We start from the raw sequence: 12,203 nt of genomic DNA on the forward strand, positions 1-12,203 counted from the left end.
GGACCCTCAGTTCAATCCGTTGTCAAAAAACGGACTGTCCAGGGAAAATGTCGGAATGGCCACGGTCAGCGTGGTGCCGGAGGGGCGCTGCATTTCATAGGATCCGGTCATAAAGCCCGTCGGTGTGTCGAGCGGGGTGCCGCTGGTATAGACGAAATGGTCCCCGGGTTCGAGAACGGGCTGCTCTCCGACCACGCCGGCGCCGCGCACTTCCTGCACATTGCCGTTGGCGTCCGTGATAACCCAGTGGCGGTTGATCAGTTGAACGGTGTCGCTGCCGTCATTGCTGATCTTGATGCGATAGGCCCAGACATAGCGGCCTTCGTCCGGCTCGGACTGGTCGGACAGATAATAGGATTGAACCTGGACGCGCACGCCGTCCGTCTGGTCCTCGAACGTCATCACACCGTCAATCAGATCTTCCATAAGGTTTGTCCGGTCTTGTGTACCGCAGTACCGTTTGCGTGCATGGGCTGCCTTGGCCGCCGGCCTCAAAGGCCCGCTGCGGCAAGGGCCCTGTCGATATCCTTGATCAAATCCCGCGGCGCCTCAAGGCCGATTGACAGGCGGATCAGTCCCGGGGTGATGCCCAGCGCCAGCCGGTCCTCTTCGGCCAGGGCCTTGTGCGTCGTGCTCCACGGATGGGTGGCGATGGACCGTGAATCTCCCAGATTGTTGGAAATATCCATGATTTCCAATGCATTGAGAAAACGGAACGCCTGATCCCGACCCCCGTCCAGGGTGAAGGTGACGATGGTCCCGCCGCGGGTCATCTGTGCATCCGACAGGGCTTTTTGCGGGAAGGAGGCCAGCGACGGATGGCGCACGCCGGGCACGCGGCCGTCCAGAAAACCCGCGATGGCCTCCGCGCCGTCGCACATGGCATGGACGCGCAGTGACAGGGTTTCCAGCCCTTTGAGCATCACCCAGGCATTGAAGGGCGACATCGCGCAGCCGGTATGGCGGTAATAGGGGAACAGATGGTCCTCATCGAAATCACGGCTGGCCAGCACCATGCCGCCCAGACAGCGGCCCTGTCCGTCGATATGCTTGGTGGTGGAATATGTCACCACGTCGGCGCCGAGATCCATCGGCTTTTGCAGGACGGGCGTGGCGAACACATTGTCCACCACGAGCCGGGCGCCATGGCTGTGGGCGATGTCGGCAACGGTTTTCAGGTCGACGATTTCCAGGGTTGGATTGGACGGGCTTTCGGTAAAGAAGACGCGTGTGTTCGGCTTTACGGCCCGTTCCCACGCACCCGCGTCGGTGCCGTCAATCACCGTGGTTTCAATTCCGAAGCGCGGCAGCAGCGTATCCACAAGCCAGCGGCAGGACCCGAAAAGCGCGCGGGCTGCAACCACATGATCGCCGGCTTTCAACTGGCACAGAAGGGATGCCGTCATCGCTGCCATGCCGGTGGCGGTGGCGCGGCCGATGTCCGCCCCCTCCAGAACGGCCATGCGCTCTTCCAGCATGGCGAGGCCGGGATTGCTTTGCCTGGAATAGGTAAACCCCTCCGCCGTGCCCTCGAAACGGGCCTCGGCCTCTTCCGCCGTTTCATAGGCGAAGCCGGACGTCAGATAGACGGCCTCGGCCATTTCGCCCAGTTCCGAGCGATAGGTTCCGGCGCGCACCATTTGCGTCTGTGGTGCCCACCTGGCGGTCAGGTCACGGTTCTGCGGGGTCTGGCGTTTCATGGCGAGGGTCTCTTTGATAGTGAATACCGTGCGGTGTACGGGTGGTGGAAGGCCCGGACCGATGTATCGGGGCGGATATGGCCGCTCACGTTGTCGTCCTGCGCGGCTGACGTCAAGCCCTGAACCCTTCTGACTGACGATATGTAATGACGATATCTAAGCGGGTTGATCACTGGAGGCGGTATCACACCGCTTGATTTTGACCCTTGGGGGCGTTAGCGTCCGCTGGTTCCGCCCGGCATGCGCGGTACCGGCATGGCACAGGATCCAGGCGGGTGTAGCTCAGTGGTAGAGCACGAGCTTCCCAAGCTCGGTGTCGAGGGTTCGATTCCCTTCACCCGCTCCAAGCCGTACCCCGCGACGGGCGCGACCATATCCAGACAGTCCAAACAGTGTTGAGGCGTCCATGAAAACGGTTATCTGGCACAATCCCCGGTGCAGCAAATCCCGGCAGACACTGGCGCTTCTGAAGGACAAGGGGCTGGATCCCGACATTCGCCTGTATCTCGACAACGCGCCGAGCGTGGACGAACTGCGCGCGGTTCTGACCAAGCTGGGGCTGACGCCCCGGGCCCTGATGCGCACCAAGGAAGCGGACTACAGGGAGCAGGCCTTAGGCGATGTAAGCGATGACGCGGCATTGATCGCCGCCATGGCCGCGACGCCGAAACTGATCGAGCGCCCTGTTGTGCTGCATGAGGACAGGGCGGCCCTGGGCCGTCCGCCGGAAGCGGTTCTGGATATTCTTTGACGCTGCGGTGTCCCGGCGGTCTTCATGATATGACGGATCATGGCGCGGTGAAATCTGCTGTTTTCTCGCCGGCCGGTAATGCGCGTTCCAGCCATGGATAATGGATGATCTGGGCGAGACCGCGTGCCAGCAGGAACGCCCCGAGCGCCGTCCACAAACCGGCCAGTCCGTGGGCATCGGTCAGCGGTCCCGCCGTCAGGGCGAACACCCCGAACGCCAGCGCCATGGTCGCGCACATGGAACCGGTGGCTGTCGCCGCGATGTAAAGGCCGTCCATCTGATAGGCAGGCACGGCCAGAACCGGCAGCAGGCCGAGTATCGGGATCACGTCCGCTATGGCCGCGCGTACGGCGGGCAGGTCCGTTAATACGGCGGCGATCATGTTGCCGAATACCAGAAAGACCGCGCTGTACAGAAGGGCGGCCAAGCCCGCCCACAGGCTGGTCCGCCACATCCAGCGGCGAAAAGCGGCCCTGTTGCCGGCCCCCCATGCCGCGCCGCCCAGGCTTTCGGCGGCATATGCGAACCCGTCCAGACCCAGGCTGATCAGCATCAGAAAGGTGGCCAGTACGTGGCTGGCCGCCAGCGGTGCCTCGCCCAATGTGCCGGCGATGCGTGTGACCCAGCTTAGCGTCACCATCAGAAACAGTGTGCGCAGGAACAGAAACCCGTTGACCCTGACCGGTTTCAACAGGGCCTGCACGTGCCATGTGGTTCGTCGGCGGATGACGAGTGCCAGCGGTTTTGTACCAACGGCAAGGGCAACAAGCACGATACCAATACCGGCGGCGGCCCATTCGGCGATCAGCGTGCCAAGGGCGACGCCGGCGGCCCCCATGCCGAGGCCGACGACGAACAGCAGATTGAACCCGGCATTCAAAATATTCAGGCTGACAAGAACGACCAGGGCCGCCTGGGCCCGCGCCAGACCGATCAGCGTGCCGTGGATCACATAGACGGCCAGTGTTGCCGGGGCCGACCAGATGCGGATGCTGGCATAGGTCTCCACCGTCTCTCCCACCGGAGGCGGGGGGGCCAGGGCAGCCCTGCCGGCAGTCAGAATAGGATCCTGGGCCAGCAGCAGGACACAGCCGATGACAGCGGCGAGCGCCAGGGCTCGTACGATTTCGGCGCCGATGTCGTTGCGGTCGCCGCGGCCGCGGGCCTGGGCGACCAGGCCGGTCGTGCCCATGCGCAGGAACCCGAAGGCCCAAAACAGAAAGTTGAACAGGGTGGCACCGACACCGATGGCCGCCAGGGCGGTCGCATCGGCCGTCTGCCCGATCGCCCAGGTGTCGATCAGGCCGACAAGCGGCGTGGCCGATCCGGCCAGGATGGTCGGGCCGGCAATGGCCCAGATGCGGCGGTGTGGACGGCTGTCTTCGGCGTCTATGCCGGTACCGTTATGTGCCGCACCGCCCAAGATTCGGAGCCGTATTACCGGCCCACGCCGGTGTAGGCGAAGCCGGACCGTACCGGCGCCTCCGACCGGCCGTAGATGTTGCGCAGGTCCACCAGCACGGGCGTGCGCATCAGGGATTTCGCGCGGTCGAGATCAAGGGCGCGGAACTGGTTCCATTCGGTTACGATCACCAGGGCGTCCGCGTCTTTCATGGTATCATACGGGTCATCGCAAAAAGTAACGCCAGATAACAAATTGGCGGCCTCGTCCATGCCTTTGGGGTCATAGGCCTGAATATCGGCGCCGGCGGCCTGCAGGCTGGGGATGATGTCAAGGGACGGGCTTTCCCGCATGTCGTCCGTGTTAGGTTTGAAGGTCAGGCCCAGAACGGCTATGCGCTTGCCGCTGACCGACCCGCCGCAGGCGGCGACGACCTTGTCCGCCATGGCCTGCTTGCGGGTTTCGTTGACCTCGACGACCGATCGCACAATGCGCATGGGCACCCCGGTTTCATCGGCGGTTGCCACCAGCGCACGGGTATCCTTCGGGAAGCAGCTGCCGCCGAAACCGGGCCCGGCGTGAAGGAATTTGTTGCCGATCCGCTTGTCCAGACCGATCCCCTTGGCCACTTCCTGAACGTCGCCGCCGACCTTTTCGCACAGGTCGGCAATTTCATTGATGAAGCTGATCTTGGTGGCCAGGAACGCATTGGCCGCATATTTGATCACTTCCGCCGTTTCGCGGTTGGTGAACAGGATCGGCGTTTCGTTGATATTGAGGGGTCGGTACAGTTCGCGCAGAACGTCGCGTGCCTTTTCCGTGTCCGCGCCGGCAACAACGCGGTCCGGACGCATGAAATCCTCGATCGCGGCCCCCTCGCGCAGGAACTCCGGGTTTGAAGCCACGTCGAACAGGCTGTCGTCCAGTTTGTTGCCAAGCAGGGTCGTGATTTTCAGACCTGTGCCCACCGGCACGGTGGATTTGGTGATAACGACGGTATAGTCGCGGATGTGATCGGCGATTTCCTCCGCCGCGGCAAAGACATATTGCAGGTCCGCGTGTCCATCCCCCCGGCGGCTGGGTGTACCGACCGCGATGAAGGCGGCCTTGGCGCCCTGCATGGCTTCGCCCAGGTCGGTGGTAAAGGACAAGCGGCCGGCCTCGGTGTTCCGGGCCACCATGTTTTCAAGCCCCGGCTCATATATGGGAATCTCGCCGCGCTTCAGGGCCTCGATCTTGTTTGCGTCCTTGTCAACGCATGTCACGTCATGACCGAACTCGGAAAAGCAGGTTCCCGAGACAAGCCCCACATACCCGGTACCGATAACCGCAATTTTCATACCCTGTCCTTTTATATTCGCCTTTAGAGTCCGTTGCCTAGTCCGTCCGTTTGCCGGGTCCCGGCGCTGGCTTGGAGAATCCATCCGTCTCGTGCGCGTCATACAGACTTTATGACAAAAGGGAAAGTCCTGGCAGGCGCGCGGCTTGGCCGCACCCGCAGGGCCGCCGAAATCTTTTGCCCCACGCGAAGGATTGAAAAGAGCCGGTCCGTATCATCATCATGAATAAAGCACGGGTCGGATAAACCGGGTAGAACAGGCCACTGGTCCGGTGATGCGGATACCGGGACGCGGATGACAGCGGGCACGAATGAAGGCGTCAATGAAAACGGCGGATGAGCGCAGTGACGAAAGTCTCATGACGGCCGTTGCCGATGGGGACAGGGCGGCCTATGCGCTGCTGGTGCACCGGCATGGCCTGAAATTCCGCGCCTTAGCCATCCGCATTCTGGGCGATGCGGCGCTGGCCGACGATGTGACCCAGGATGCCTGGACGACGGTATGGCACAGGGCGGACAGGTTTGACCCGGCCAAGGCGCGGTTTTCCACCTGGTTTTACCGTGTCGTCGTCAACCGGGTGCTGGATATGCGCCGTATAAGACGCGCCGATCCACTGCCGGAGGGTTTTGACATGGAGGACGACCGCCCCGGGGCCGAGGCCGGTCTGGCATTGAGCCGGCGGGACGAAAAGGTCAGGGCAGTGCTTGACACTTTGCCGGAACGGCAGCGTATGGCCGTGATGTTGTGCTATTTCGAAGGGCTGTCCAATGCCGCCGCCGCCGAGATGCTCGGCCTGCATCTCAAGGCGCTGGAATCGCTTCTGGTCCGGGCGCGGCGACGCCTGCGCGATGCTTTGTGCGATGACCGGGACGACCTTCTGTTGCCGCATGTGTAGAGGCGGACTGACGGGTATGAGCAAGGATGGGGTAGGGCAATGGCGATAACGGAAGAAGATTTTGAAGAACTGATCGTACGCTTTGGTCCCGATATGGATCACTGGCCTGACGCTGTACGGGACCGTGCGCTTGATTTTGCCGTGACACCTGCCGGACGGGCTATTTTGGCAGCCGAGGAAGCGCTTGAGACCAGTTTTGCGCGCCTTTCGGCGGTAGGCGGTGCACAGGCGGAAACCGCATGCGCGAGCGGGGCCGATGTCTATATGCAGCGTCTTTTGCAGGCGCCTGACAGAGCTTACAGACCTGCGGGTGCGGCGATGCGCGACTGTCTGCCCCTAAGGCACCTGTACCGGAAGCTGACCGGGGTGTTCGATACGGCATATGAGTGGCCGAAGGGCGTTTTCTCGCCATTGGGCCTGGCCGCCCAGGCGGCCTGTGCCAGCGGCGTTCTGGTTTTGGGTCTTTGGGTCGGTATGGCGGGCTCATTGCCGGATACGGAGGAAGTGGACCTGAGTGTCATGGTGTTTACCGAGACATTGAGTTTAGAGGAGGACATGCAGACTTATGAGTGAAAACCCTCCAACCGGTGAGCACTCGGATGAAAGGGCCGGACCGGCAAAGCCGGACAGGGAAACCCCCGGCCGAATGCGGACGCGGAACGCCCTGCCCAAAGCCTTGTTGATTGCCCTGGCGGTATCGCTGGCACTGAATATATTTGCAGGCGGCGTCTTTATCGGCGGGCTGCTCAGGGGACCAAAACCGTTCCATGGCATGCGTCCCGACGTGGATTTCAGCCTGCGGCGCATGGGGGCCGTGTTGCCTGAAGCCGAACGCGACGCCTTACGCGCCCGGTTTCGCACTGAGCGCAGGAAGCTTGCAGACGTTTTCCGGGAACGCCGCCGTGTGCAGGAAAAACTGCACGCCGTCATAACCGCGGAAACGGTCGACCCTGAAGCACTGTCGGCGCTGATGGCGCAATATGCCGATCTACGGGGACAGCTGGAGACACCGATCCGGCATATCATGGCGGATGTCATTCCCCGTCTTGACCGTGAAACCCGTATCAGACTGGCGGGGCGTCTGTTTTTTTCCGGCCCGCATATGGGCGCATTTGAGGGGCGGCGCATCAGAAAATCGAAGGGTGACCGGCAAGCAGATACCCCCAACGCTGACCCAGCCAAGGACGGGGAAACAGGGTCGACAGAGTTTCAAGAGGGGAGCGGCCCCTAAATAATCTCCTCCGGTGAGAGGGGACAAATTTTGTCCCCTACCGCTTCAGACTTTCAGGAAAGGATTGACCATCCAGCCAAACGGCCCATTGAATTTAAGGGGGGCGTTGATGACCGCGAAACAGAGGCAGCCATGATCGGGGTCCGCGAGAGGACGGTGCGTGTCCTCGCTGTCATTGCAGACGAAATCACCGGCTTGCACCTGCAGGCCGTTATCGTCATAGGCCCCATCGAGAACAACGGTATATTCCCGGCCTTTATGAGTGTGGCTGGGGATTGATTTTCCCGGCGCGATTGACAGCAGGCTGGCCTTGTAGCCTTTGACCTTCATGGGCAGGGCGTATTCCATGACCCCGCCGCCAAGACGGCGCCATTTCAGTTTATCGAGCGAAGCGGGCAGATATGCCCTCAGCACGGACGGTACCTTTTCCATGGTTTCCGTATCGAAACCGTTATCCCGGCGCAATGCGGTCCCGTTTTTCTCAGTAACGACGGCATCATCGGCCGGCAAGTCCAGTGCATGCAGCGTTTTTTCGAGAGCATCCGCGGAAAGCTGTTCCGGATCCATATCCGCAAGAAGAGCGCCGCCAAGATCGGAAAACGCTTCATACTTGTCGCGGGCCTCACGGTTTATGGCCACATGCGTGGACATGAGCACGGCCATGGGTTCGGGCAGACAGCCCGATGCATGGTCCATCAACAGTGCATTTGCGATGTCATTGACAACCATCGCCTACTCTTTCTCCATCATGCCCCGCATGCGCGCCAATGCCAGGCGAATGCGGGATTTTACCGTTCCAAGGGGCAAGCCCAGTTCCGAAGCGACTTCGCTGTGCGATTTGTCCTCGAAAAAGGCCTTGCGTATCACAACCAACTGGTCCGCGGGCAGGGATGTCATCCGGTCACGGATCGTATTTGCCTGCTGGCGATCCGCAAAAGATATGTCAGCGGCGGGTTCTTCCGTTTCCATATGCAGAAAATCTTCCGCTTTCAGATCAGGCCGCTTTTCCCTGCGTAGGTAATCAATCCTTTTATTGCGGACGATGGTAAAAATCCAAGTGGATGCGGCTGCTTTGGTCCGGTCGAAGCGGTCGGCTTTCCGCCAAAGGGTCACAAGGGCTTCCTGCATGATCTCTTCCGCTTCTTCCGCAGAGAGGCCACCCTTCATCGCGAATGCCTTAAGGCGCGGTGCATAGTAACGAAACAGCTTGGCAAACGCCGCACGATCCCGCTCCTTGGCGATCGCTTCGAGCCATATGGCATGTTCATCCTGTAAGGCCATGTCCACGGATGACGACTTTCCGGTTTTACCGGCGCGGCGCATGTTGCGCCCGCCCCATCCGGCTTGTCTTACCACACTCCGTGGAAATGTCTGTAGCTGCATGCGCCCAAGTCTTTCGCAAAATTCAAAAAATCTTACGGATGCGATGTGCGGTCCGGATCATATTTTCTTTGCGTTTTTCAGATTTCCCGGTTCAGGGGGCTGTATTTTGCCAAAATCATTGAAATTTTGTCGCAGACCCCGACTTTTGGGCCTGTTATACTGAAAGTCATGATCGCCAGGCTGATTGTTCGGGTGCCTTTTAAAGCAGGTGGCCCCAATGTTTGACGGTCCGTCATTTTCGGCGGGCGGGGCCGGTGTCCTGCCATTTGTGCCGCGGCCCCCGGCGGGGCCGGCGCCATCGGTACAGGTGCCCCGGCAATCCGATCCGTCACCGGTAGCCCCGGCAGCCACAGGCTCTTCTTCGCAGACGTCTTCAGGAACGGCCACCGAAGATGCGGCGGCTGCCCCTTCTGCCGCACGGGGTGCTGTTTTTTCCGTCAGCGGCGGCAATGCCCTTCAGGCGCAGTTAAGCGGCCTGACCGCAAGCCCCACAGCAGATTCACCCGGCCAAAGCCGGGATACAGCCACTGAAAATGCCGGGACCGCAGTGGTCAATGCCATTGCTTCCGCCCCGCTGGAAGGCGGGTCCGTCTCGCAGGCAGCGATTGATTCGGTTTCCCGCAGGTCCGGCACGGACAGTTCCGCCGCCGGTGAACTGACCGACAGCGAGCGTCAGGTTGTGAGTGAACTGAGAAGCCGGGACCGCGAGGTCCGTGCCCATGAACAGGCCCACGCCAACGTTGGCGGCCAATACGCGGGGGCCCCGCAATATGATTTCGTTACCGGACCGGACGGGCGCCGCTATGCGGTATCCGGCAGTGTGTCCATCGATGTCAGTGAAGTGCCCAATGACCCGGAAGCCACGGCCGATAAAATGGAAGTGGTCCGCCGTGCGGCCCTGGCGCCGTCCGAGCCGTCCGCCCAGGACAGGGCTGTTGCGTCCGAAGCATCGTCCAGAGAGCGTGAAGCCCGCGCCGAACTGGCCCGCCAGCAGGCTGAAGAACGCCGTGCGGCCCTGGATGGCGGTGATTCGGACAGCCCCGACACCAACACCGTTGCCGCTGACGCTGTTGGCACCGAGGCCGAATCATCCCCCGAAAATGGGGCCGATCCTACATTTGTCGGTTTTGCCGAGGGCGAAAATGCGGCCAATGACGGGTCGTCCCTGACCCGGACATCGGGTGTCTTTGAAACGGGTGACCCTTTCACCGATACTGATCTTAGTCGGGTTCCTGCTTCTGCCGTCACTGGGTCGGAGAATGGTCCGGACGGTCTGCGGACGGCGCCCCTGCTCGACCTGATTGCCTGATATTTCAAAAAGGCCGATGTTTCAAAAAGATTGGTATTTCAGGAAGATTGGGGGTGGTCTGCACCGACAGCGTCGGCAATTCCGGTGAAACCGTCCGCCTTCAGTCGTTCCGCAAGCCCCGTGGTGATCCGTTTGACCAGTTCCGGCCCTTCAAAAACAAGGGCGCTGTACAGCTGTACCAGACTGGCGCCGGCCCTAATTTTCGCATAAGCCTCTTCCGGTCCGGAGATGCCTCCGACACCCACCAGCGGTATGGCCCCATGCGTTGCACGATAAAAAGCGGCGAGGCGGTCCGTCGACAGGTCAAAAAGCGGTCTGCCCGACAGTCCTCCGGATTCACGGTAAGCAATCGGGGATAACCCGTCGGGGCGGGTGACAGTGGTGTTGCCAAGAATGACACCGTCCATAACGCCTTTTGCGGCCAGGCCCGCAATATCCGCAAGACTTTCATCGTTGAGATCGGGCGCCAGTTTGACAACCAGCGGCAGTTTGCGCGGAATATTCAGGTCCGTCTGTGCGGTTCTGATATCGGCCATCAGGTCTTTCAGCGTGTCGGCCTGCTGAAGATCGCGCAGGCCCGGCGTATTGGGGCTGGAGATGTTGATGGTAATATAGTCGGCCGAGGCGCTGACGGCCGTCAGGCCGATACCGTAATCGGCAAGGCGGTTTTCACTGTCTTTGTTGGCGCCGATGTTGGCGCCCACAACCACGCCGCCGCTGCCCCTGCCGTGCCGATCCCTGTAACGGTTCAGGCGGGCGGCCAGTCCCGCGACACCGCCATTGTTGAAACCCATACGGTTGATCACCGCACGGTCACGGGTAAGGCGGAACAGTCGGGGTTTGGGGTTGCCGGGTTGTGGACGGGGCGTGACGGTACCGACTTCAACAAATCCGAAACCCAGACGTCCGAGCGCCTCCAGGGCGACACCGTCCTTGTCAAAACCTGCGGCCAATCCCACGGGACTGGGAAAATTCAAACCGAAGACGCTGATGGCAAGGGAGCCGTCCCCGCACGGCCCGATTTTGTCCGTGGGCCGGGCCGGGCCTGCCAGTGCCGGGCAGTATGACAGGCATTGCAGGCTGACAGTGTGGGCAAATTCAGCCGGCAGACGGGTGATCAGGGGTTTCAGAAGGCCGTAAAAGGTCATCGTCCGGTATCCTCGCCCGTGTCGCCGCACCCAAGCAAAAGGATATGGTCCGGTATGTCATGCCGTCCGTCCGGCAGACGCGCAATCGCGGACTCGCCGATGACGGTATCGCTGTACAATACAGTGTAAAGATGAGGAAACAGGGCGCCACCGCGTGATGGTTCCCACTTCAGGCTGTTTGCCGGTAGATGGTGGGTCGATATTGCGAGCAACCGCAATTCATCCTCCCCAGCGAAATATTTGGCGAGTGTGCCGGCCACCTGATCGCGAGCGGACAGATGGATAAAGCCGTCCCGCTGGTCGTCCGGTGAGCCTTCGAAACGACCGGACGTGCAAAAATCCGTCCATTCCCGAGGGCGCAGGATTTTAAAAACGACCTGCGTCTGCGGGTCCGTTTCTGTCTGACGTGAGGCGTGTCCGGTCATGACGCTTTCCATAGCGCCTGGTCTTCCAGGCGTCCAGAAAAGCATGATGCCCATCCGATGCGGCCTGATGGGGTCCATCCAGTGCCGGCATGTGCCGACGCCCGTCCTGCGGTCAGAAAGCGCTACCGTTTTCAGGCATGCTGATACCGGTCATTTCCGGCTGTTCCGATGGCATTACAGTGATCCTGGAAATGGGACAGCGCTCTCCCGTCCGGCTGATCAGTGAATCACGGCCTGCGCACAGCATGTTGCCGACAGGGACATATGTGAAATAGTCGTGAAAGGGAAGCGGCGGGCAGTCCTCGGCCAGCTCGAAAAGCACGCTGTCGCCGGTTTTCAGATAGAACATCACACGCCGTGCAGTGTCGATGCTGCTGGATGCGACCTGCCGCATGTCGAGGCAGTTGGCCGTCCCCGTTTCCTGAAGGGCCGTGTCCGCCATGATGACCGGTGTCTGAACCATTGCCGGGCGCGGGGGATCGATGGGGGCATCCCGCGGTCCATCCTGTGCGGCCACGGTGCCAAGGCATGCCGCCAAGGTGCAAAAAGCGGAGAGCCCCATTGCCGCATGGTACGCGGTTTTTTCGCGGCGATCGTATCGTCTAATATCTGACATGCC

Annotated in this window: 14 protein-coding genes and 1 tRNA gene; 6 read left to right on the forward strand and 9 right to left on the reverse strand. The window is 61.0% G+C overall.

The window, feature by feature from the left end; translation table 11 throughout:
* Nucleotides 1-6 precede the first annotated feature (6 nt).
* Entirely contained in the window at nt 7-426 is a 420-nt protein-coding gene (gene apaG, locus BXY39_RS16625; protein ID WP_211332307.1) for a Co2+/Mg2+ efflux protein ApaG, read from the reverse strand.
* A gap of 65 nt (nt 427-491) precedes the next feature.
* On the reverse strand, nt 492-1,700 hold the full coding sequence (gene metZ, locus BXY39_RS16630; RefSeq protein ID WP_121940022.1) for an O-succinylhomoserine sulfhydrylase: 1,209 nt from the start codon (nt 1,698-1,700) through the stop codon (nt 492-494).
* Between the two features lie 271 nt (nt 1,701-1,971).
* Here metZ and BXY39_RS16635 point away from each other — a divergent pair.
* Nucleotides 1,972-2,046: transfer RNA gene (locus BXY39_RS16635), tRNA-Gly, on the forward strand.
* 60 nt (nt 2,047-2,106) lie between these two features.
* Nucleotides 2,107-2,451, forward strand: a complete 345-nt coding sequence (arsC, locus tag BXY39_RS16640; RefSeq protein WP_121940023.1) for an arsenate reductase (glutaredoxin) — start codon at nt 2,107-2,109, stop codon at nt 2,449-2,451.
* A 37-nt stretch (nt 2,452-2,488) separates the two neighbouring features.
* Here arsC and BXY39_RS16645 read toward each other — a convergent pair whose 3' ends face one another.
* Together BXY39_RS16645 and BXY39_RS16650 are read right to left on the reverse strand one after the other, a co-directional pair.
* A complete protein-coding gene (locus tag BXY39_RS16645) occupies nt 2,489-3,874 on the reverse strand; it encodes an MATE family efflux transporter (RefSeq protein ID WP_170163904.1) in 1,386 nt (461 codons plus the stop codon).
* A 14-nt stretch (nt 3,875-3,888) separates the two neighbouring features.
* Complete coding sequence (locus BXY39_RS16650) at nt 3,889-5,193, reverse strand: UDP-glucose dehydrogenase family protein (RefSeq protein WP_121940025.1); 1,305 nt, start codon at nt 5,191-5,193, stop codon at nt 3,889-3,891.
* Nucleotides 5,194-5,515: 322 nt separating this feature from the next.
* Here BXY39_RS16650 and BXY39_RS16655 point away from each other — a divergent pair, with 322 nt between their 5' ends.
* From BXY39_RS16655 to BXY39_RS16665, 3 genes are all read left to right on the forward strand, one after another.
* The gene (locus BXY39_RS16655; RefSeq protein ID WP_170163905.1) at nt 5,516-6,088 is read left to right on the forward strand and encodes a sigma-70 family RNA polymerase sigma factor; all 573 of its coding nucleotides are present in this window, start codon (nt 5,516-5,518) and stop codon (nt 6,086-6,088) included.
* A 39-nt stretch (nt 6,089-6,127) separates the two neighbouring features.
* Nucleotides 6,128-6,661 (forward strand): hypothetical protein, encoded by a 534-nt coding sequence (locus tag BXY39_RS16660; protein WP_121940027.1) that lies wholly within the window; start codon nt 6,128-6,130, stop codon nt 6,659-6,661.
* A 73-nt stretch (nt 6,662-6,734) separates the two neighbouring features.
* A complete protein-coding gene (locus tag BXY39_RS16665; RefSeq protein ID WP_170163906.1) occupies nt 6,735-7,319 on the forward strand; it encodes a periplasmic heavy metal sensor in 585 nt (194 codons plus the stop codon).
* A 45-nt stretch (nt 7,320-7,364) separates the two neighbouring features.
* Here BXY39_RS16665 and BXY39_RS16670 read toward each other — a convergent pair whose 3' ends face one another.
* Together BXY39_RS16670 and BXY39_RS16675 are read right to left on the reverse strand one after the other, a co-directional pair.
* Nucleotides 7,365-8,048 carry a ChrR family anti-sigma-E factor gene (locus tag BXY39_RS16670; RefSeq protein ID WP_121940029.1) on the reverse strand — a complete coding sequence of 228 codons (684 nt, stop codon included), beginning with the start codon at nt 8,046-8,048 and terminating at the stop codon, nt 7,365-7,367.
* Between the two features lie 3 nt (nt 8,049-8,051).
* Complete coding sequence (locus tag BXY39_RS16675; protein ID WP_211332321.1) at nt 8,052-8,600, reverse strand: sigma-70 family RNA polymerase sigma factor; 549 nt, start codon at nt 8,598-8,600, stop codon at nt 8,052-8,054.
* Between the two features lie 319 nt (nt 8,601-8,919).
* Between BXY39_RS16675 and BXY39_RS16685 the strand changes: the two genes are divergently transcribed.
* The gene (locus BXY39_RS16685) at nt 8,920-10,011 is read left to right on the forward strand and encodes a putative metalloprotease CJM1_0395 family protein (protein WP_121940032.1); all 1,092 of its coding nucleotides are present in this window, start codon (nt 8,920-8,922) and stop codon (nt 10,009-10,011) included.
* A gap of 38 nt (nt 10,012-10,049) precedes the next feature.
* Here the strand turns inward: BXY39_RS16685 and BXY39_RS16690 are convergent, their stop codons facing one another.
* From BXY39_RS16690 to BXY39_RS16700, 3 genes are all read right to left on the reverse strand, one after another.
* Complete coding sequence (locus BXY39_RS16690; protein WP_121940033.1) at nt 10,050-11,159, reverse strand: quinone-dependent dihydroorotate dehydrogenase; 1,110 nt, start codon at nt 11,157-11,159, stop codon at nt 10,050-10,052.
* On the reverse strand, nt 11,156-11,584 hold the full coding sequence (locus BXY39_RS16695; protein ID WP_121940196.1) for a DUF952 domain-containing protein: 429 nt from the start codon (nt 11,582-11,584) through the stop codon (nt 11,156-11,158). Before BXY39_RS16695 ends, BXY39_RS16690 begins: the two co-directional genes overlap by 4 nt.
* A 112-nt stretch (nt 11,585-11,696) precedes the next feature.
* A complete protein-coding gene (locus BXY39_RS16700; RefSeq protein WP_147453616.1) occupies nt 11,697-12,200 on the reverse strand; it encodes a hypothetical protein in 504 nt (167 codons plus the stop codon).
* Nucleotides 12,201-12,203 lie beyond the last annotated feature (3 nt).

This window comes from Eilatimonas milleporae (genome assembly GCF_003688555.1).
Taxonomy (GTDB): domain Bacteria; phylum Pseudomonadota; class Alphaproteobacteria; order Sphingomonadales; family Kordiimonadaceae; genus Eilatimonas; species Eilatimonas milleporae.

Excerpts from the sequence above, each read along its gene's own strand:
- BXY39_RS16660 (WP_121940027.1), top strand. The coding sequence starts at position 6,128 with ATGGCGATAACGGAAGAAGATTTTGAAGAACTGATCGTACGCTTTGGT.
- arsC (WP_121940023.1), top strand. The coding sequence starts at position 2,107 with ATGAAAACGGTTATCTGGCACAATCCCCGGTGCAGCAAATCCCGGCAG.
- BXY39_RS16665 (WP_170163906.1), top strand. The coding sequence starts at position 6,735 with ATGCGGACGCGGAACGCCCTGCCCAAAGCCTTGTTGATTGCCCTGGCG.
- BXY39_RS16700 (WP_147453616.1), bottom strand. The coding sequence starts at position 12,200 with ATGTCAGATATTAGACGATACGATCGCCGCGAAAAAACCGCGTACCAT.
- BXY39_RS16685 (WP_121940032.1), top strand. The coding sequence starts at position 8,920 with ATGTTTGACGGTCCGTCATTTTCGGCGGGCGGGGCCGGTGTCCTGCCA.
- apaG (WP_211332307.1), bottom strand. The coding sequence starts at position 426 with ATGGAAGATCTGATTGACGGTGTGATGACGTTCGAGGACCAGACGGAC.
- BXY39_RS16675 (WP_211332321.1), bottom strand. The coding sequence starts at position 8,600 with ATGGCCTTACAGGATGAACATGCCATATGGCTCGAAGCGATCGCCAAG.
- BXY39_RS16650 (WP_121940025.1), bottom strand. The coding sequence starts at position 5,193 with ATGAAAATTGCGGTTATCGGTACCGGGTATGTGGGGCTTGTCTCGGGA.
- metZ (WP_121940022.1), bottom strand. The coding sequence starts at position 1,700 with ATGAAACGCCAGACCCCGCAGAACCGTGACCTGACCGCCAGGTGGGCA.
- BXY39_RS16670 (WP_121940029.1), bottom strand. The coding sequence starts at position 8,048 with ATGGTTGTCAATGACATCGCAAATGCACTGTTGATGGACCATGCATCG.
- BXY39_RS16655 (WP_170163905.1), top strand. The coding sequence starts at position 5,516 with ATGAAAACGGCGGATGAGCGCAGTGACGAAAGTCTCATGACGGCCGTT.
- BXY39_RS16695 (WP_121940196.1), bottom strand. The coding sequence starts at position 11,584 with ATGACCGGACACGCCTCACGTCAGACAGAAACGGACCCGCAGACGCAG.
- BXY39_RS16690 (WP_121940033.1), bottom strand. The coding sequence starts at position 11,159 with ATGACCTTTTACGGCCTTCTGAAACCCCTGATCACCCGTCTGCCGGCT.